This window comes from Sphingobium sp. VMM (assembly GCF_056790315.1).
On the sequence record NZ_JBXGSI010000017.1, the window covers coordinates 111,072 to 129,573 of the forward strand.

Here is an 18,502-nt window from a genome sequence, read left to right on the forward strand (position 1 = left end):
TCATAGCAGGGAGAGCTGGGCGCCCGCGTCGCCGCTCTCCCCCGCTTCTCCCTCGCCTTCCAGATTATGGATGCCCAGGCCCAGCAGCCGGGCCCCCATGCGCAGCGGCAATTGCGCCTTCAGCAGCGTACAGCCAGCGTCCACCAATTGTTCGACCGATCGAACCGGCGCGGCAAAGCTGCGCGACCGGGTGATGATGCGGAAATCGGCGAACTTCACCTTCAGCACCACGGTCCGGCCATAGGCCTGCGCCTTCTCGATCCGGGCCCACAGGCTTTCCGCTATCCGCTCGATCTCGCGCAGCAAGGCGTCCTCGGCGACAAGATCCTCGAAGAAGGTGTCCTCGACGCTGACCGACTTGCGCTCCTGCCGTTCATGCACTGGCCGATCGTCCTCACCCCGCGCGGCGCGATAATAAAAGAGCGCGCTGCTGCCGAAATGGGTCTGGAGGAAGGGCAGGTCGCGATCGCGCAGATCGGCGCCGGTCTCGATCCCCAATTTGTGCATCCGTTCGGCGGTGACCGGGCCGATACCGTGAATCCGCCGCACCGGCATGCGCGCCATGAAGTCGGCGCCTTCCGCCGGCCGCACCACGCACAGCCCGTCGGGCTTGTTCTGGTCCGACGCCAGCTTGGCGATCAGCTTGTTGTAGGACACGCCGGCTGATGCGGTGAGGCCTGTTTCCTCCTGGATCAGCCGCCGGATTTCCCGCGCCACCTGCGTCGCCGACGCGATGCCCGGCTTGTTCTGCGTCACATCCAGATAGGCTTCGTCGAGCGAGAGCGGCTGGATCATGTCGGTAAAGCGCGCAAAGATCGCGCGGATCTGGGCAGATACGCTGCGATAGACCTCGAAGCGCGGTTTCACGAACAGCAGGTCTGGGCATAGCCGCCGCGCTCTTGCACCCGGCATAGCCGATCGCACGCCGAATTTCCGCGCTTCATAGCTGCAGGTGGCGACCACGCCGCGCGGACCGCCACCACCCACGGCAATTGCCTTGCCGCGCAGACTCGGGTCGTCACGCTGTTCGACCGACGCATAAAAGGCGTCCATGTCGATATGGATGATCTTGCGCAGCGCGGGCGGCGGGGCGTCCATGGCCGGCCTTATGCCACCATGGGAACGAAAGGGAAACAGTCGGGCGCGTCAGCCCTTCTTCTTGCCCTTTTCATCCTTGGCCATGGCCAGCAGCGCGGCAAAGGGGCTGGCCTGATCCTCGGTCAGCACCCCGGCCTCGCGCAGATAGCTGTCGGCCTCCGGCGCGCGCGGATAGGGTTCCATCGCCAGCGCCACCGTCTCGGCCACCGCTTCGCCCATGTCGATGACATTGCCGTCATAGCCGATCGTGTCGCAATCCTCCGCGTCCAGCTCCAGCTCCTCGCCCTCGGGCAGGTCGCCACTCTCGGGCACGAAGCGCAGCAGGAAATCGGTATCGATGGTTTCGGGCACCGGCAGGCCGGTGGCGACGCAGGGCTGGGCCAAGGCGGCGCGGACCCGACCGCGCGCCAGGATCGTGCTGCCCTCCGCGCTCAGCCGATAATCCGCCTCCAGCCGGTCGAGCGCCAGCAGCGCAAAGCGGCGCATCAGCGCGGCGCGCTCGCCCTCATCGGCGCTGATGGTCACCAGGCTGTCACCCAGCTTGCCCAGCTGGTCGGCGCGCACGGGGCGCGAAAATTCGATCATGTCGCTCATCCAAGGTCTCCAGCCAGCAAGGCGTCGCGGGTCAGGCAGGCCAGCCTTGTCCAGCGCGCGCGCAGCGCGCCCTCGACATGGGCCAGGGCGTCCGTCGACGGGGCCTCACCGCGATACAGGTTTCGGCGCAGCGCATCCTCCAGATCACCCTCCCCCGTCAAGGCCGCACGATAGGCCGCCAGTCGCCCGCCCAGCGCGCTCATCATCCGGCCGATATGCTTGCCGACGACAACATCGCCAATCCCTTCCTGGCGCAGCTGGCCGTCCATGTCGTCGACGAACAGCTCGGTCAGCCACACGCTCTCCTGCGCCGCGCCCAGCGCCTCCAGCCGCATCAACACTTGCGCCAATATCGCGACGATCATGTCGAACCGGCCGTCCAGCGTATCGGGCACACCGCCCTGCAGATACCAGTGCGGCTGCCGTCCCTCGGCCACCACCGCATGATAAAGCGGCATCAGGCCCGCCTTGGGATCATCGCGGCCCAACAGGCGCTGGAGGAAGGAAGGACGGGATTGGGACATGGGTTGCCGTCTTTTCGTGATGGAATGTGGGCCAGCGGGCTTCGCGGGCGCGTGCGCCCCTTGCCGGGGCCTGCGCATTTCCATATTGATCGCTGGGCCGCCCGATGCAATGGCGGCTTTCTGTTTCTTGGGTTCGCGGGCCCGTCCCCGCAGGAGAAGACCATGCGCAAGTTTAGCCGCCAGTCCCGCCGCGGGCGTTTCCTGCTGGCTCTGGGCCTCGGCGCGATCGTGATCAGCGCATCGGGCTGTACCCGCATCCGCACGCATCAGGGCTATCAGGTCGACAAGCTGCTGGTGGACTCCGTCCAGCCCGGCATCGACAACCGTGCCTCGGTCGAAGGCACGCTGGGCCGTCCCAGCTTCGTCGCCCAGTTCGGCGAACAGGATTGGTATTATGTGTCGCGCGATATGCGCTCGCTTGCCTTCTCCAATCCCAAGCCGGTGTCGCAGACCGTGCTGCATGTCCGGTTCGACCCGGCGGGCAACGTCGTCGCGGTCGATCGCATGGGCCTGGAGCAGGTTGCGCACATTTCACCCATGGGTGACAAGACCCCGACGCTGGGTCGCCATCGCAGCCTGTTCGACGAGATTTTCGGCAATATCGGTGCCGTGGGTGCCATGGGTGCCGGCTCGGCCGGTGGCGCCGGTCCGGGTGGCGGCCCGAACGGCAGCTGAGGCTGGCCGCACTGCGAAGACATTGGCGCCGTCCTGTCCATCATGGACCGGGCGGCGTTTTTGTTTGGGCGGGATGAGCTGGCCAGCGGATCGACAGCGGTTCGACCTGCGACAGACACAAAAAAAACCGCCGTTTCCGGCGGTTTTTGCTTCCTTCCTCACCAAAGGAAAATGGTGCCAGAAGAGCTTGATCGCTGGGCAGCTAAGCGGTTGATTTCGCAATAAAATCATAGACTTGCGAATTCGCCAAGGGCAGCATTAGCATGCTTTCAATTCGTGGAAAAGGCTGGATGAGAATGGACGCCATGATTTGGTCTCGCTTCTCACCCACGCTCTTGATGATTGCCTCACCTTCGAGGCGGAATCAGGTCGCTTCCTCGAAGCGCAAACCGGCAATCCGACTTGCTTTGAAGTTGCGCGGCAACTGCGCTTTCGACTCCTCAAGTATAGGCGTATATCGGAGAAAACGGGAGGCCCGGCGCGCCGGGCCTCCCGCCAATCAATAGTCCATCGCCGGCATCGGCGGGGCCTTCTCCTCCTTCGGCACCTCGGCGACTAGCGCCTCGGTAGTAATGAGGAGCGATGCAACGGATGCTGCGTCCTGAAGGGCGGTGCGAACGACCTTGGCCGGATCGATCACGCCTGCGTGGACGAGATCCTGATACTCAGCGGTGGCCGCATTGAAGCCCCAGTTATAGTCGGAACTCTCGAGCAGCTTGCCGACGATATAGGCGCCGTCCTCGCCGGAATTCTCGGCGATCTGCCGCGCCGGTGCACGCAGCGCCCGGCGGATGATGTCGATGCCGGACTGTTGGTCGTCATTGACGGCCTTCAGACCATCGAGCGCCTTGATCGCACGGAGCAGCGCGATGCCGCCGCCCGGCAGGATGCCTTCTTCGACCGCGGCCCGCGTCGCATGGAGCGCGTCGTCGACACGGTCCTTCTTCTCCTTGACCTCGACCTCGGTGGCGCCGCCGACGCGGATCACCGCGACACCGCCGGCGAGCTTGGCCACGCGCTCCTGCAGCTTCTCGCGGTCATAGTCGGACGTAGAGGTCTCGATCTGCTGGCGCAGCTGCGCGACGCGGCCATCGATATCGTCCTTCTGGCCTACACCGTCGATGATGGTCGTGTTGTCCTTGTCGATCGTCACCTTCTTGGCGCGGCCCAGCATGTTGATCGTGATGTTCTCAAGCTTGATGCCGAGGTCCTCGGAGACAACGCTGCCGCCCGTCAGGATGGCGATATCCTCGAGCATCGCCTTGCGGCGATCGCCGAAGCCGGGCGCTTTGACCGCCGCTATCTTGAGGCCGCCGCGCAGCTTGTTGACGACGAGCGTCGCGAGCGCCTCGCCCTCGACGTCCTCGGCGATGATCAGCAGCGGCCGACCGGACTGGACGACCTTCTCGAGCAGGGGCACGAGCGCCTGAAGGTTAGAGAGCTTCTTCTCGTGGATCAGGATGTAGGGATCGTCGAGCTCGACCTTGAGCTTCTCGGCATTGGTGATGAAGTAGGGCGACAGATAGCCGCGGTCGAACTGCATGCCCTCGACCGTCTCGAGTTCTGTTTCGAGGCTCTTCGCTTCCTCGACCGTGATCACGCCCTCATTGCCGACCTTCTCCATCGCCTCGGCGAGGATGCGACCAACTTCCTCGTCGCCGTTGGCCGAGATTGTCGCGACCTGCGCAATCTCACTGTTGGCGCCGACCTTCTTGGCGTGATTCTCCAGATCTTTGACGACCGCGCCCACCGCGAGATCGATGCCGCGCTTGACGTCCATCGGGTTCATGCCGGCGGCGACAGCCTTCGAGCCCTCGCGCACGATCGCCTGGGCGAGCACGGTGGCGGTGGTGGTGCCGTCGCCCGCCTTGTCGTTCTGCTTGTTGGCGACCTCGCGCAGCATCTGCGCGCCCATATTCTCGAACTTGTCGGCAAGCTCGATTTCCTTGGCGACGGTGACGCCGTCCTTGGTGATGCGGGGCGCTCCGAACGACTTCTCGATCACGACATTGCGGCCCTTGGGACCGAGCGTCACTTTCACGGCGTTGGCCAGCGTATCCACACCCCGCAGCATGCGGTCACGCGCGTCCGACGCAAACTTCACTTCCTTGGCAGTCATCTGCCTGCTCCTTTCTCAAATTCCTTCCTGAATGTTCGAGGGATAAGGGCGGTCGATCAGGCCGCCTGCTTGAGAGGCACGCCGTTATCGATCACGCCAAGGATGTCGCTCTCCTTCATAATGAGGAGATCCTCGCCGTCGATCTTGACCTCGGTGCCCGACCATTTGCCGAACAGGATGCGGTCGCCGGCCTTGACGGACAACTCGACCAACTGGCCGCTGTCGTCGCGGGCGCCGGCTCCGACGGCGACGACTTCGCCTTCCTGCGGCTTTTCCTTGGCGGTGTCAGGGATGATTATGCCGCCCGAGGTCTTCTCCTCGGCTTCGATGCGACGGACGACCACACGGTCGTGCAAGGGGCGGAAATGCATGGCAAAACCTCCAGATGCGTTAATGATGTGATAGCCCTCCCGTTCATCAGAACGACAGGTTCGCGCGAACTAGGAAAAGAGATTTTCGGGTTCAAGAGGCCGAGTGAAAATTTTTGGCACTCGCCCGCGCAGAGTGCGAATCCAGCCCTTTTAAGCAATTTGGCGGACATCATTCCCTCTTGACGCGACTCGAATCAGCACCAAAATCTTGAGTCGCGTGTGACACCGCACGCATGAGAAAGGAGCGACACAAGGAAAGGAGTGACGTATATGTCGCAGCCATTTTCCCGCTATTTGCATCCCTTCGAGGTTGCGCATCACCCGAGCCTGGAGCCGGAAGTCAAACGCGCCATCCTGGCCTCCTGGGCGTCCGACCGTTCAGCAGTGAAGGACCAGCCGGCGATGCGAAAGCCGCCCGGCGCGAGGCGCGCTGTGCCGATCGACGAGGTCTTCGCCGCCATGCGGTCGCTCGATGAACCGCGGACTGACAGCCGACCGTTGCAATGAGCGATCGCGGCTTCATCGCGCAGCTGGAGGGCTACGGTCTCACCACAGCCGAAATCCATTACTACCGGCCCGATGCGCCCTCGCTCCTCCAGCTGTTTATATGGCAGGAATATGATCTTGCGCCCGACTTCCCCACGCTGTTCGATTTCCTCGACCATTGGCGCCGCGAGATCGGGGCCGCACTCCATTCCGTCCGGATCGCCCATGACCGGCTGATCGGATTCACCGAACGGCGTGCGGTCGATAGCATCATCCCGCTCCCATGACAGGCGGTCTTGGCGAGCGCTGGCGCCGGCGAGGCGGACGGACGGTCCGCCTCGCCCTCGTCTTCGATGACATCATGGAATTCGCGCTCGCGCTGCTGTCAGTGCCGCCCGATGAGCTTGAGACGCTGGGCTGGACCTTCGCCGACCGTAAGCGGCTCCTCGATCATTTCCTGCGCTCCGGCAAGGCAGCGCAGCGCGTGCCCCGGAATGCGTTGGGGCAGAGCCTGATCACGCTGCGGTTGCCGCGACGGGACCTCGCACCGCTTCAGCGTTTTGCCCGCCGCGAACTGCCCAAGGCTGCTTCCAACGCCGCCATGCTCGATCGGGTTCTTCGGGTACTGGACGAGACCGCATAGCGGCTGTTCAACCGGCCAGGAACGGCGCGGCCGCGAGACCGTCGAAGACGAACTGGACGGCGAGGCCGGCAAGAAGCACGCCGGACATACGGCCCACGACGTCGGCACCGGTGCTCCCCAGCAGCAGAACAAGGCGGTCGGCTGCGAGCATCGCGAGCCAAGTTAAAACCATGCACGCGACGATCATCGCGAGCACGCTGCCGCCCTCAATCCAGTTATCAGTGCGGCCCATGACGAGCACGGCGGCCGATAGGCTGCCGGGGCCCGCGATCAAGGGAAACGCCAGCGGAAAGACCGCGATGTCGCCAGGCCCTTCGGCTTCCCGACGCTCGCCCTCGCTGATCGACGAGAGTCCGGGACTGGAGAAGGTGAGCGTCAACGCCTGGAGGAACAGCAGCACGCCGCCCGCCACGCGGAACGCGGGCAGCGAAATATGCAGGAGCGAAAGAACGACGCCGCCCGCCACAGCGAACAGCAGCAGCACACCGGCAGCTATCGTGACCGAGCGCGTGGCAAGGCTGATCCGCTCGCTGCGGTGAGTTCCGGCCGTCAGGCCGGCGAAGACCACCGCCGTCTCGATCGGACCGATGGTGACGAGCAGGGTGATAAAGGTTGAAAGGATGCTGGGTGATATATGCATAAGTCAAGAAACGGAAAACTAGCAAGGGAAGCGGCGCACACGCCGCTCCCTTATGACTAACGTGGCTTTGAATGAGCTGCCGGGATGGCGGACAGCAGGCTGCGTCATGTGCGGCGCATCCCGTCCGTTCGGTTCGGGGGCGCGGCAGCTGCAGGCCGCGCTGCGTGGCAGTCACCGGAGCTGTTAGACACGACCTTCAGTGGCTGCCACGAGCCAAGCGAGGTGACCTGAATGCTGCGGCTGCAGGTGCTTCCGCCGTTGGTCTTCGAGACGAAGCTGTAGCTGACCGTCCCCGGAGGCAGGCTGCGCAACGCCGTCAGGTCGATCTTCCCGTCATCGGCCATTGCCGGGAGCGGCAAGGCGCGAGCCTGACGCATCGTCAGGTCGCTCTGCCGGTCCATGTCGGCCGCGATGCGATCGAACAGAGCTAATGAGCCCGGCTCGAATGGATCGAGCCAGGTGATTGGTGCAACGCTCCAGGCAGGCGTGACCGTCACCTTGGGCGCGACACCTCCCTCATATTCTATGCGCGCGACCGTACCGACCGGCAGGCCGACCTTCATAACATGGTTGCCATGGCTCGCCGCCAGCGCGGTACCGATGGCGGCGACCGCCGCCACGCCGACCAGGACGGCTGTACGAATTTTTCGCATCAATCGTCTCCTCTGATCATGGGTGAATGTGAAAATGCCATCATACCGACGCCAACCGCGCTTCCCGAGCCCAAGGCGTTTTCAAGCGCGGCCGGATAGCGGCCGCAGCACCGTGCGTGCGGACCTGTTGGCCAGTAGCACACCACCGGCGTCGGTTCCGCTGGCAGGCGACTGGGAAGCGAATGCTGGCGACCCGGCGCGCCATGGAGCGAGAAGTCCAATCCCTAGCGCCGGCAGTAGTTCGCTGCGGTCTCTGCGTCTAAAAAACGCAGCTCGATCGTCTCGAGCGGATCGCCGCCGCCGGTCCATCCGGTCAGGGGATCGGCAACGGGCCGCCAGCGCGGCGCGAACCGCACCCGCCATTGTCCACGCCCGCCGAGCCCGCCCTGATTGGTCGCGCTTGGTCGCGCGCGGTACCGGCTCGATTACCGCTCGCGCATCTGGTGGTAGCGCGCTCGACGCGCCTAGTCCGGGGTGGTTATCGTTGGCGGATGGCCCGGAACCGAAGTTCCGGGCCAGATCGTCAGGCCGCCTTGCCATTGACCGGGATGCGGCGGACATTTTCGTTCGCCGCCTCCGTTTTTGGCAGGGTGACCGTCAGCACGCCGTTCCGGAAAGTTGCGGCGGCGTGGTCGCGGTCGATGCCCTGGGGCAGTCCGATACGGCGTTCAAAGCGTCCATAGCTGCGCTCGGTATAGCCACGATCCTTGTCATCGACTTCGGACCGCTTCTCGCCACGAAGCGTCAGGATCCCGTCTTCGACGGTGATTTCGACGTCCTTCTCGTCGAGACCCGGCAGTTCGACCGTGACGCGAATTTCCTGGTCAGTCTCGCCGAGCTCGACATGGGGCCAGCCGGCAGAGCGGTCGAACCCGGCTAATGCGGGCACGCCGAAGCCGCGGAAGACGTCGTCGAACAGCCGGTTCACTTCGCGGTGGAGCGAGAGTAGCGGGTGGGTATCACTGTCGCGGCCGCGCTCGGCGCTGACCGGGACGGGGAGCCGGTTTTCCTGCCGGCTCCAGGGAATGAGATCACGAAAAGCCATGATGGTCATCTCCTTTTCTGGCTGGAAGAGGCACGGCCTGCCGGCCCGCTTGAAACGGCGCCGGCAGACCTCTTGAACAGGGATCAGGCCGCTTCGCGGACCTCATCCCTGGGCGCTTCGATCTGATCCGGGGCAGCTTTGCTACCGTTGATCTCGATCCGGCGCGGCTTCATTGCCTCGGGGACAACGCGCTTGAGCGCGATACTCAGCAGTCCGTTCTCAAAACGGGCATTGCCAGCTTCCACGAAGTCGGCAAGCTGGAAGCGCCGCTCGAATGCGCGTGTGGCAATGCCGCGATGCAGATACTCGCCCTGATCGTTGTCTTCGGCACGCTTACCGGTGACGGTGAGCAGGTTCTGCTGAGCCACCACCTCGATGTCCTCGGGGCGGAAGCCAGCAACCGCCAGCGTGATGCGATAGCTGTCGTCACCTTCTTTCAGAATGTCGAAGGGCGGATAGCCATCTTCATCGCGTGCGCCTGCCTCGAGCAGGTTGAACAATCGGTCGAAGCCGACCGTCGAACGCCGATAAGGCGTAAAGTCGAATGCAGTTCTCATTTCCAAATCCTCCTGATTGAGCAATTCGGGCATGAGATGCGCCGGAGAGAGCCGGCACTCTCAATGTCCACCGGACCCGGTTTAGGCGTCCGGCGAAGAAGAATTAGGAAGCAGCCAACGGGTTTCAAGAGACATTTTTGCCCCCTCGGTATGCCGGTACGCGATGGAGCCGCCGCTCCTGAAATCGGTCGTCTTGACCAACATGCAAGTCAGGCAGCGTGCGTGAACAGCGCGATTGTCGCCTGGGCCGGCAGCAATGTCGGCTTTGGATTTGGCAGTGTCATGCGTCGCAGGCCAAGTGCCAAGCTCAGGCTGCATGTCGACGGCGATGATCCAGCCGCCGGCACGCGCGCCCGGTATCCCGGTGTGGGTCATGACCCGCAGCGACAAGGGCGCGGAGCTTGCCGAAAAGCTCGGTGCGAACAGGATCTTCCGTCCATGGCAAGATGCTGCCGTGCCGTGTCGATGCCATGATCGACAATGTAGGCACGGTGACATGGGATCACAGCCTGAAGTCCGTTAAACCCGGCGGGGTTGTTGTCATCAATGGCATGGTCTCCGGCCATATGGCCGATACCAACCTGGTGCCGATCTTTGTGGAGCAGCTTGATGTTCGCGAATCATGGAGGGGGAGACAGGTGCGATTCAGGCTATCTGCTGGCGGGGTGCTTCGCTCTGAGCGAATGGCTAGTTATGGCAGACGCTGCCATTCGAGGCCCGCTTGGCAAACGACGCATTTTGGTCGGAAGCATTCGTGAAACCACTAATCCTAGATGGCGAATTGCGCAGTTAACAAGATGCCTCAGAAGGTCGTCATTGGGCCGAGCTATACCATTCAAATCATTGGCTATCTCGACACTCATCAATGAGCATTGGACCGGAATGACAGGTGGTTCAGATCCTTCCTAGGATCCGAATGCTCATGTCCGAAATACACCTACAAATTTCGGACAAAGTGCGACGCCGTGCGCGATAATCATGTGGTCGGTTTATTCGATGAGCGCTGGAGCGTGTCGACGGTCGCGAGGACGGCGTCGAAATCGGGCACATCGCCGAAGATCATGCAGTCCTGACAAATCAAACAAGAAATCTGTCAGATTCATGATGCATATTTCTGACAAATATCGAGAGAGGCAGACGTAGTTGGAACGCTACGCCATGCCGAGACTAGCCGAACTAACATGGACGGTCATGGATGAACACGGACCAGAATAGCTTTCTAGCTGGGCTACTAAGCAACTTATTTTGCAAGCAAAGTCATCGACTTAAAGATCGCCGTAGCCATCAATAGCACACTCCGGATTCGTGGAAAAGACTGGACGTGGGTGGACTCGCTGGTTTGGTCTGCGATGATTGCCTCATCACCCGAGCTCGCAGATAAGCATTCATGGGCGGTCGACCGATGGATGTTTTGCGCTTCCGCCTGTGCCGTGCGCTCACCGCAAATGACGCCGCTTAATTGAGGACCACATCGCGATGTCGAATGAGCGGAGCCAGACGACCGGACTGGCGACGGCTGGTGCACACGAGAAGCTGGCCGCATTCTTTGGCACCAGCGTCATCATCACCACCAACCTCAGCTTCAGCGAATGGGCCACCGTGTTCGGAGATGCCAAGATGACCACCGCGCTCCTCGATCGGCTCACCCATCATGGCCACATCCTCGAGACCCGCAACGACAGCTTCAGGTTCAAGAACAGCTCGGCTCAGCAGCCCAAAGCCCGGAAGGAGAAAACCCCATCTTGACCCACCCCTGACATCTGAAACATAATCGCAAGGTGGGTCACTTCTCGATGAAAACCCCAGGTCACTTCTCAACGGCAATCAACACGAGGCAGCCCGGCTGCGAGTGATGCTTGCCAGATGACTTGTGACAAAACCTCTGATAAGAACGCAATCGATCAGAGGATTCGTCACATGCCTGCCGTGCAGATATCTCAACGGACAAAGCTTCTCGACCTGTTCGCCGCGCATACCATAATGCGCGCAAGCGATCTGCGCGCTGCCGGCATCGGCCCTCAAACGATTTCCCGCGCAGTCGAGGAAGGCGAGCTCGAACGGATTTCACGCGGACTCTATCAGCGTCGCGACGCCGAGATCGAAGAGCACCAGATCCTTGCTGAAGCAGCGACGCGTGTTCCCAAAGGTATCATTGCCCTCACCTCGGCACTGGCCTTTCACGGTCTGACCGATCAGATGCCGCGGCGCATCTGGATGGCGATTGGCGCGAGCGATTGGTCGCCCGTGCAATCTTATCCGCCACTTCGGATCGTACGTTTTACCGATCCTTATCTTCGCCAAGATGTCGAGCATCATACGATCGCGGGTGTAAGCGTACCCATCTACTCGGTTCCCAAGACGCTCGCCGACATGTTCCGTAATCCCAAGCTGGTCGATCGCTCGGTGGCCGTGGAAGGACTGCGCGCCGCAATCGAACAGCGCAAGGCGACGCCGAGCGCAATTGCCGAAGGAGCCAAGGCCGGTGGCGCCTGGAAGATCATGCGTCCTTATCTAGAGGCCCTCACTTCCAATGGCTAAGCCACCCACCAACCTCGCCAAGTCGGTCAAGGACCGACTGCTCAACATTTCGCGCAAGGAGGGCCGCGCGTTCGATGTGCTGCTGGTCCGTTTCGCGCTCGAACGCCTGCTCTATCGGCTGTCGATCTCGAACTATCGCGAGCGCTTCGTGCTCAAGGGCGGAATGCTGGTCACGGTGTGGATCGACGACGACAACCGGGTCACGCGGGACGCCGACTTCCTCGGCCATGGTGATGCCGATCCCGACAAGCTCATCGCTGACTTCCGGGCGATCATGCAAATCGAAAGTGACGATGGCCTGACGTTCGATACGGATGCGCTCGTGGCCACAGCGATCCGCGAGGAAATGGAGTATGGCGGCGTCAGGCTGAAGACGGCCGCCTATCTAGAGCGCACCCGGATTCCTGTGACGATCGACATCGGCTTTGGGGATGCGATGGCGGATGCCGCTCAGCAACTCGATTATCCGACACTGCTCGATCTCCCGGCTCCCCATATCCGGTCCTATCCGCCGGCAACGGTCATCGCCGAGAAATTTCAGGCAATGGTGGCGCTCGGCATCCTCAATGGCCGCATGAAGGACTATTATGATCTGTGGGCGATCCCGAGGAATCTGGATATCGCCAATGACGACCTCGACGCCGCGATCAAGGCAACGTTCGACCGGCGCAAGACGCCGATCCCGACGGAGCGCCCACCTGGCTTGTCGACAGAGATGATCGCCGACGAGACGAAGCAGCGGCAATGGCGTGCCTATGCGGCATCCCTGGAACTTGAAGGCGTAAGCCTAGAATCGATCATCGAATCGGTCTGGGGACTGGTCGGCCTGTCATGCGAGCGCTTGACCTCGAAAGCCTCCTAGGCCGGCGCTTCCATCAAGTGATCGTTGGACCGGAACGACCGCGACCGAACTGCCAGCTGATCCCGTCCGTCCGCATGATGCCCGACGCCGCCTTACCGATGTTGCGCTCCAGCACATCGCGCCATGGCACCAGCGTGAAATCCTTAGAGCGTTCGACCAGTGCTTGGCTGCCGCTTTCGAGATCGACACGGCGCGCGATCACGCCCTCGATCGGCTCGCTCGGCCGGGCAGGCGAATAGGCCTTCCCCAACTCTGCTGCGAGTTGCTCGCCGGCACGTTGGATTTCGCGCTCTCCAAGCCGCGTCAACGCATCTGCACGCAGCCGCAATCCGCCGCCCTCATCGACGCCAAGCTGCTGCTCGATCAGCCACTGGCGGCGCGCAGCCAGCGCGGTGCGAACCTCGCGCCCGAACCCGACGTCGCGCAGCGCCGTCGGACTGCCATCCGCAAGCTCGCGATCGAGCCAGGTGGGCGCGTCGGCGGACGCCAGCTCCGCCACCGGTGATCGCGACAGTGTCGTCAGCGTCACCGGCCGGTTGCGCAGGTCGCGCCGTGCGAACGCCTCGGCCTCGGCAAGATGGTTGTCGCCGATTGTCCAGCTGCCGTCGTCATGCCGCTCAACCGCAGCACTTGCGCGGCGCATCGCTTCGAGCCGGCGAACATGCGTCGTCGCGAACGCCTCGCTCGCCTGGAGATCGTGGCGCAGATGCAGGTCGACCGAGTAACGCCCGCCATTTGCCCGGGCTACCGCGTCGATGGTACGATCCGCCTGCGTCACCGTCGCCGCGCGCGGTTCGATCCGCACCGTCGCTCCCTCCGGCACCGACGGCGTCGCATCACCGCGGCCGATATCGACATAGTGGACCCGGCCATCGACCCCGTCGATCATCGTATAGTGCCGGTCGCGATGCTCGTCGGAAAAGCCGCGCTTGATCAGCCGGCCGACGATCGGTTCGCTCAAGTTCGTCGAGACCACCTGCTCGACCCCGGCGCGGTCGAGCTGGCGTGCGGTCAGCTCGCGTTGCATGAGGCGGACGATGTCGCCGCGCTCGCCGATATGGCGCAGCGTCTCTTCCAGGCCGTTGGCGAGCCGGTAGCGGCCGCCGCCGATATCCTCGGCCAAGTCCATCGCCGTGAGCTTGCGCAGCCGCCCGGCAGCGATGGACTGCTGGAACGGGTCGTTGTCGGCGGGCGAGACCTCGCGATTCGCGTCCATCCGGCTTAGCAGGCGCCGGTCGATCGCGGTCAGCCGCTCCTGGTCGACATCGTGGCGCAGGCGCGCCTCGATCTCCCGGTCGGTGCGCGGCCCCAGGTCGAGCGTCACCAGCTCGGACGCGCGCTCGCGCAGCCCGTGCGAAATATACTCGCGAGCGATGAGGAGATTGTCGCCGCGATCATCGACGCCGCGCAGTACGACATGCGTGTGCGGGCGCTCGGTGTTGAAATGGTCGACCGCGACCCAGTCGAGTCTGGTTCCCAGGTCCTGTTCGACCTGCGTCATCAGCCTCCGAACATAGGGCTTGAGGTCGGGATATTCGGCGCCGTCCTCGGCCGAGACGATGAAGCGGAACTGGTGCCGGTCGCCGGCGGTGCGCTTCAAAAAATCGTCACCGTCCGCGCGATCGGTTTCGGGACCGTAGAGCTCGCCCGGCAAGCCCTCGCGGGTGACCCCGTCGCGCTGGATGTAACGCATGTGTGCGCGGGCGACCTGGCCGGCCTTGCCCTGCAGCCGGATCAGGCTCGCTTTCACCACCGCGCGGCGAACCCGGAAACCGGTAAGGCGATCGCGGCTCGACAGCAGCCGCCCCATACTCGCGCCGCGCCCGATCCGGCTGCCGTCGAAGCGGCGCGACTTGACCCCGGTCTTGGCGCCCGAGAGCCGTGCCGCGGCGAGGACGCGCCCACCATATTTGACGACGCGCTTGCCATCCTTGTTGCGCTTGCCGCCGAGCCGGGGCTTGAAGTCGTCATCCGGCATCGCGGCACCGGGGAGTCTCGCGATTTGGGCCCAGGAATGGCGGATTTGCGCCATTCCCGATCGCACAGTCTCGCGCCAAGGCACGGCTGTCTCGCGGAAAAAGGATGTGCAGACAATCACTTGGCAGGTTTCGCGAGACACTGCCTTTATCTTGTTTCCCTTTCCTCCCTTTTCCCTTCTCCTTTCGCTTCAAAAAAGGGGGAGAGACGCCGCCGAACCGACGCCGCCTCTCCAGCCGAACTGTCTGTCGGTCAGTGCCCATGGAGCATCCCATCGCTCGCCTCCGTTCGATCCCGAGCGACACGGCACCCGGTCATGCCACGGGCATTCCCCTCGCCATCCACGAACATGATGGCAGTGAACCAATCCCCGTCGAGGCACCCACAGATGGCGACCCGGTCCAGTTCAAATTCTGCGTTATCGGGGTCCTCATAGGCGCCCAACCACCGCACCTCGCTCCGTGCATCCCACCGAAAGTCCACCTCCTCGGCCTCCAGGAAATGACGCGCCAGGCCTTCAGCCGCGCCGCGCCCAAACTCCCGCTCAAGTCCTGCGACCAGCGCCGACACCACCCTGTCATTGCGTCCGGAAAACGCCGTTTCGATGTGCTGAACCATGCCCATTATGACCTCCTTCGCTGTCGTTCCGATCATCGAGAACGGCGTTTCGACGACGGTTGGCGCAGCGGCTGTCAGGGCCGATGAGCGAAGCGAAGAGCCGCGAAGCGGACGTGGGGGGAGCCGATTTGCGCAGCAAATTGGGGGGTACCTGCGGGCATTGATAGTCGCTGCGCCAGCCGCCACACTGGGCCTATCGAGACGAGCTTCCTCCCTCTCGCGGGCACGCGACCTCACGTCATTGCCCCTGCGACAGGGCGACAAAGAGTGACTCATTTTGCTGCGCAGCGAGGCCATCCGAAGGCGGCGGTGCCGGTATCTTCCGGACGGCGAAGAGTCCCTCCACCGGCCGCGCCGTTGCGGGCACCCGGTCGCTTTCCTGTGTGTCCGGCGCGACGCTGGCAAGATAGCCGACGGTCTCGCGCGGAAGGCTAGCGCGACCTGCGAGATAGTCTGCATAGCGCGCCGGCCCCGCATTATAGGCCGCGAAGAGCCCCGGATAACCGAAGCGGTCGTACATCAATCGGAGGTAGAAGGTGCCCGCGAGGATATTGTCGCGCGGGTCGTCCGGATCGACGCCAAGGCCGAGCCGCGCGCGCATGTCCGACCATGTCCCGGGCATGACCTGCATCAGTCCGATGGCCCCTGCCGACGATCGGATCGGACGTCCGCCCTGGGCCGTGCGGCCCCGGCTCTCGGCCTGCATCACGCGCTCGATCCAGGCGACCGGAACGCCGAAGCGCCGTGATGCCTCGCGGATGTAGGGCCGCCATGTCGCGACCGTCGATGCAGGCTGCCCAGCCGATGACGCAGCAGGGGACTGGGCCGATGTCGGCACCGGCGCGGCGAATGCGAGGGCGGCAGCCGTCCATTTCAGCGACGCCATAGCAGCTGCGCCTTGCCGATGAGATCGGTGCCTTCGCTCACCCCGACATAGCGCCCGTCGAACGAATCGGCACTCTCCATCAGCAGGAAAAGTTGCTGCCGCCGCAGCATGCGACAGCCGTGCCACCACGGCATCGCCCGCCCCATGGCATCGAATTTCTTGCGCATCGCTACCGGCCGTCCATTGACGAAGACCTGGTCGCCAAGCGCGCAGACCTCGTCGCCGGCCTCGGCCGCGACACGCTTTACGAGCGGGACGTTGCGGGGGAGATAGCGCCGGGCAGCCGCGAGCGCCCGGAAGGGTTCGGGCAGGCGCGCCACCACCATCTCGCCTGTCATGACCGGCGCATCGGGACTGACCTGGTAGAGCCCGATCGGGGCGCTCGCACTGGCATTCCAGAGCAGGCGCGGTGTGGGCGGAAGGATCGCCGAGCCCAGCACCAGACCCGCGCCCAGGCCGACGAGGAAGAAGCGCCAGCGACGGCGGCGCTGCACTTCCTTGCGCAGGCGAAGCGCCTCGCCCCAGGCGAGCAGCGGCGCGTCCTTGAAGCGACTGCGACGGCCGCTCATTTGGAAATGCCCCGCGCACTATGTTCGTGCGACCAGGCATCAAGATCGTCGATATGATATTGGACGTAGCGGCAATGGCGGCGGAACACCGGTCCCGTGCCAAGGCGTCGCATCCGCCGCAGCAGCAGCCCGGAAATCTTGAGATAGGCCGCCGCCTGCTCTGTGTTGAGGAAGGGCGAGCCGCGCTTGGCGCGGGTCGCCCGGGCGATCTGGTCGTCGTCGTCCATGATGAGCCATCCTTTCGATAGAGCGACCCATGGCGATGGGTTCGCGATATCGAGGATGGCGGGCGGGATACCGGGCCGGGAGTGTCGAAACCGGCAACGGCGTTTTCGACACAGCATGAAGGTCCCCCGCGCCGGGTTCGGCGCGGGGGACGTGGATTTCAGCGGGACCAGATGAGCTTGTGCTCGTCCTTGTCGCCCAGGGTCAGCGTCGCGTAGATCGGCGCGGGAAGCGAGGGGTCGTCGAGTTTGAGGCTGAGATATTCGGCGCCGGTCTCGCGGGCCGCCTTGGTCCAGCCAGCCCCGAACTCGACGCCGCCGGCACTCACGCGATGGTCCGGGGCCTTGTCGTGGTCGCGCTCGACCGGCCGGATGGTGGCCTTGACGCGAAACGTGAGGGTGCGGATTTCCCCGTTGTAGATGCCGTCCTCGTTGCGGGTGAAGCTGCCGATCTGTGCCATGATATGTCTCCGTCTCTTGCCCGAGTGCCGCCCGATGCGGCCTCGATGGCGGTCGATCGGGCGGTGTCGCGCCGTCGTGCACCGGGACGGCCGCAGCGTGAGCGAAGGACGGCGAAGCGCCTGTTTCTTGGTTGCGCGAGGAGCCCGTCAGGTCGGGGAAGAAACAGGCGCGAAGCCGTTGCACGGACAAGGCGGGCACGCCGCCAGACCAGCCTTCAGGAGAGGCCAAGGGCGGAACGGGCTATCCGAAAAGGAGAATTTTGCTGGCACGATCCAGGTCCGAACCACATGCAGGATGTGCCTATCGGGGAAGTCGCCCTATGGCTTCGCCCGCTGCCAGCCTTTCCGCGCCCTAGCGCTCGACAAGCTCCCGGCGCAGCGGGGGGACCGTGGCGCAGGCGGGGCTGCCATCCCTGGCGGTACCGCAAATGGTGGTGACGATGATCCCGCCTCCCGCCGCGCGCGCCAGCAGCGCCGGGTCGATATCATGGATGTCGACCTTCATCCGGCGGGACCAGGGTGAGGCATGATCGCCCGCCGCCTGACCCACGCGCACATAGACGAAACGGCGCGAGGGACCTTCGCGGCGAATCTGGTCACCGAAGAATTTGGGACCCGGCTCAACCCGCACGGCGAAGTCGAAGGCGAGCGGTTCGCCATCGCCGGACCTTTTCGGATCAAGCGGGGTGCCGTCCTTGGATTGGAGGCTGTGCCACACGCCGGGCACGGGCCGGTCGATGATGATCCGCATCGCGATTTCCGACGTGTCCGCGCGCTTCATCACCGCTCTCCCTGTTCGCGCGCGTTCCGCCCCCGAAATCCGCGCAGCCGTCATAATGCGCCATGCGAGCCTGTACCAGCATGGATGGAGACGAAACAAAGCCGCGCGGCCGAGCCCATCGGGCGAGGCCGCGCGGCGCGATTTTCCAGCATGTGGCGGGCGGGCGCGATAGCGCCCCCCC

The 18,502-nt window shown here is 63.7% G+C and carries 25 protein-coding genes and 1 pseudogene; 8 read left to right on the forward strand and 18 right to left on the reverse strand.

The window, feature by feature from the left end:
- The 3 genes from dinB to ACUCV3_RS20155 are packed head-to-tail and all read right to left on the reverse strand — an operon-like array spanning position 1 to position 2,216.
- Complete coding sequence (gene dinB, locus ACUCV3_RS20145; RefSeq protein ID WP_169862247.1) at positions 1-1,098, reverse strand: DNA polymerase IV; 1,098 nt, start codon at positions 1,096-1,098, stop codon at positions 1-3.
- Positions 1,099-1,146: 48 nt separating this feature from the next.
- Positions 1,147-1,692: a YceD family protein gene (locus ACUCV3_RS20150; RefSeq protein WP_004209271.1), complete on the reverse strand. Its 546-nt coding sequence runs from the start codon at positions 1,690-1,692 to the stop codon at positions 1,147-1,149.
- Positions 1,689-2,216 carry a ubiquinol-cytochrome C chaperone family protein gene (locus ACUCV3_RS20155; protein WP_279728123.1) on the reverse strand — a complete coding sequence of 176 codons (528 nt, stop codon included), beginning with the start codon at positions 2,214-2,216 and terminating at the stop codon, positions 1,689-1,691. Before ACUCV3_RS20155 ends, ACUCV3_RS20150 begins: the two co-directional genes overlap by 4 nt.
- A 162-nt stretch (positions 2,217-2,378) precedes the next feature.
- Between ACUCV3_RS20155 and ACUCV3_RS20160 the strand changes: the two genes are divergently transcribed.
- Entirely contained in the window at positions 2,379-2,891 is a 513-nt protein-coding gene (locus tag ACUCV3_RS20160) for an outer membrane protein assembly factor BamE (protein WP_029547427.1), read from the forward strand.
- Between the two features lie 499 nt (positions 2,892-3,390).
- On the opposite strand, the gene groL is transcribed toward ACUCV3_RS20160, so the two are convergent.
- Both groL and groES read right to left on the reverse strand, forming a co-directional pair.
- Positions 3,391-5,010 carry a chaperonin GroEL gene (gene groL / locus ACUCV3_RS20165; RefSeq protein WP_048937989.1) on the reverse strand — a complete coding sequence of 540 codons (1,620 nt, stop codon included), beginning with the start codon at positions 5,008-5,010 and terminating at the stop codon, positions 3,391-3,393.
- 56 nt (positions 5,011-5,066) lie between these two features.
- Positions 5,067-5,381: a co-chaperone GroES gene (groES, locus tag ACUCV3_RS20170; protein ID WP_048937988.1), complete on the reverse strand. Its 315-nt coding sequence runs from the start codon at positions 5,379-5,381 to the stop codon at positions 5,067-5,069.
- Between the two features lie 270 nt (positions 5,382-5,651).
- Here groES and ACUCV3_RS20175 point away from each other — a divergent pair, with 270 nt between their 5' ends.
- Genes ACUCV3_RS20175 through ACUCV3_RS20185 form a run of 3 tightly spaced genes read left to right on the forward strand, consistent with a single transcriptional unit; the run spans position 5,652 to position 6,510 of the window.
- Positions 5,652-5,888, forward strand: a complete 237-nt coding sequence (locus ACUCV3_RS20175) for a hypothetical protein (RefSeq protein ID WP_048937987.1) — start codon at positions 5,652-5,654, stop codon at positions 5,886-5,888.
- Positions 5,885-6,154, forward strand: coding sequence for an usg protein (locus ACUCV3_RS20180; RefSeq protein ID WP_482241020.1), 270 nt, complete (start codon positions 5,885-5,887; stop codon positions 6,152-6,154). Before ACUCV3_RS20175 ends, ACUCV3_RS20180 begins: the two co-directional genes overlap by 4 nt.
- Positions 6,151-6,510 carry a hypothetical protein gene (locus ACUCV3_RS20185; protein ID WP_048937985.1) on the forward strand — a complete coding sequence of 120 codons (360 nt, stop codon included), beginning with the start codon at positions 6,151-6,153 and terminating at the stop codon, positions 6,508-6,510. Before ACUCV3_RS20180 ends, ACUCV3_RS20185 begins: the two co-directional genes overlap by 4 nt.
- A gap of 7 nt (positions 6,511-6,517) precedes the next feature.
- On the opposite strand, the gene ACUCV3_RS20190 is transcribed toward ACUCV3_RS20185, so the two are convergent.
- The 6 genes from ACUCV3_RS20190 to ACUCV3_RS20215 all read right to left on the reverse strand — a co-directional run bounded on the left by ACUCV3_RS20190 (position 6,518) and on the right by ACUCV3_RS20215 (position 9,795).
- Positions 6,518-7,150 carry a MarC family protein gene (locus ACUCV3_RS20190; RefSeq protein WP_048937984.1) on the reverse strand — a complete coding sequence of 211 codons (633 nt, stop codon included), beginning with the start codon at positions 7,148-7,150 and terminating at the stop codon, positions 6,518-6,520.
- 104 nt (positions 7,151-7,254) lie between these two features.
- On the reverse strand, positions 7,255-7,803 hold the full coding sequence (locus tag ACUCV3_RS20195) for a hypothetical protein (protein ID WP_048937983.1): 549 nt from the start codon (positions 7,801-7,803) through the stop codon (positions 7,255-7,257).
- Positions 7,804-8,027: 224 nt separating this feature from the next.
- Positions 8,028-8,159 carry an ETC complex I subunit gene (locus ACUCV3_RS20200; RefSeq protein ID WP_482241021.1) on the reverse strand — a complete coding sequence of 44 codons (132 nt, stop codon included), beginning with the start codon at positions 8,157-8,159 and terminating at the stop codon, positions 8,028-8,030.
- Positions 8,160-8,326: 167 nt separating this feature from the next.
- A complete protein-coding gene (locus ACUCV3_RS20205) occupies positions 8,327-8,848 on the reverse strand; it encodes an Hsp20/alpha crystallin family protein (RefSeq protein WP_048938058.1) in 522 nt (173 codons plus the stop codon).
- Between the two features lie 83 nt (positions 8,849-8,931).
- Positions 8,932-9,405 carry an Hsp20 family protein gene (locus ACUCV3_RS20210; protein ID WP_048938057.1) on the reverse strand — a complete coding sequence of 158 codons (474 nt, stop codon included), beginning with the start codon at positions 9,403-9,405 and terminating at the stop codon, positions 8,932-8,934.
- 81 nt (positions 9,406-9,486) lie between these two features.
- A complete protein-coding gene (locus tag ACUCV3_RS20215) occupies positions 9,487-9,795 on the reverse strand; it encodes a hypothetical protein (RefSeq protein ID WP_313041432.1) in 309 nt (102 codons plus the stop codon).
- Positions 9,796-9,875: 80 nt separating this feature from the next.
- Here ACUCV3_RS20215 and ACUCV3_RS20220 point away from each other — a divergent pair, with 80 nt between their 5' ends.
- From ACUCV3_RS20220 to ACUCV3_RS20235, 4 genes and pseudogenes are all read left to right on the forward strand, one after another.
- The gene (locus ACUCV3_RS20220; protein WP_313737081.1) at positions 9,876-10,163 is read left to right on the forward strand and encodes a hypothetical protein; all 288 of its coding nucleotides are present in this window, start codon (positions 9,876-9,878) and stop codon (positions 10,161-10,163) included.
- Positions 10,164-10,956: 793 nt separating this feature from the next.
- Positions 10,957-11,151, forward strand: a pseudogene (locus tag ACUCV3_RS20225) (ATP-binding protein); the annotation flags it as partial.
- Between the two features lie 171 nt (positions 11,152-11,322).
- Complete coding sequence (locus tag ACUCV3_RS20230; protein WP_482241022.1) at positions 11,323-11,943, forward strand: type IV toxin-antitoxin system AbiEi family antitoxin domain-containing protein; 621 nt, start codon at positions 11,323-11,325, stop codon at positions 11,941-11,943.
- 76 nt (positions 11,944-12,019) lie between these two features.
- Positions 12,020-12,805 carry a nucleotidyl transferase AbiEii/AbiGii toxin family protein gene (locus ACUCV3_RS20235; protein ID WP_482241023.1) on the forward strand — a complete coding sequence of 262 codons (786 nt, stop codon included), beginning with the start codon at positions 12,020-12,022 and terminating at the stop codon, positions 12,803-12,805.
- Positions 12,806-12,818: 13 nt separating this feature from the next.
- On the opposite strand, the gene rlxS is transcribed toward ACUCV3_RS20235, so the two are convergent.
- The 7 genes from rlxS to ACUCV3_RS20270 form a co-directional block, all read right to left on the reverse strand.
- A complete protein-coding gene (rlxS, locus tag ACUCV3_RS20240; protein WP_482241024.1) occupies positions 12,819-14,837 on the reverse strand; it encodes a relaxase/mobilization nuclease RlxS in 2,019 nt (672 codons plus the stop codon).
- Positions 14,838-15,034: 197 nt separating this feature from the next.
- Positions 15,035-15,406 carry a hypothetical protein gene (locus tag ACUCV3_RS20245; RefSeq protein ID WP_482241025.1) on the reverse strand — a complete coding sequence of 124 codons (372 nt, stop codon included), beginning with the start codon at positions 15,404-15,406 and terminating at the stop codon, positions 15,035-15,037.
- Positions 15,407-15,638: 232 nt separating this feature from the next.
- Positions 15,639-16,286 carry a lytic transglycosylase domain-containing protein gene (locus ACUCV3_RS20250; protein ID WP_482241026.1) on the reverse strand — a complete coding sequence of 216 codons (648 nt, stop codon included), beginning with the start codon at positions 16,284-16,286 and terminating at the stop codon, positions 15,639-15,641.
- Positions 16,274-16,855 (reverse strand): S26 family signal peptidase, encoded by a 582-nt coding sequence (locus ACUCV3_RS20255; RefSeq protein WP_482241027.1) that lies wholly within the window; start codon positions 16,853-16,855, stop codon positions 16,274-16,276. The genes ACUCV3_RS20250 and ACUCV3_RS20255 overlap by 13 nt, the downstream gene beginning before the upstream one ends.
- Complete coding sequence (locus ACUCV3_RS20260) at positions 16,852-17,082, reverse strand: DNA-binding protein (protein ID WP_482241028.1); 231 nt, start codon at positions 17,080-17,082, stop codon at positions 16,852-16,854. The genes ACUCV3_RS20255 and ACUCV3_RS20260 overlap by 4 nt, the downstream gene beginning before the upstream one ends.
- 158 nt (positions 17,083-17,240) lie before the next feature.
- Positions 17,241-17,540, reverse strand: coding sequence for a DUF736 domain-containing protein (locus ACUCV3_RS20265; protein WP_482241029.1), 300 nt, complete (start codon positions 17,538-17,540; stop codon positions 17,241-17,243).
- A 352-nt stretch (positions 17,541-17,892) separates the two neighbouring features.
- Positions 17,893-18,321 (reverse strand): DUF5990 family protein, encoded by a 429-nt coding sequence (locus ACUCV3_RS20270; RefSeq protein WP_482241030.1) that lies wholly within the window; start codon positions 18,319-18,321, stop codon positions 17,893-17,895.
- Positions 18,322-18,502 lie beyond the last annotated feature (181 nt).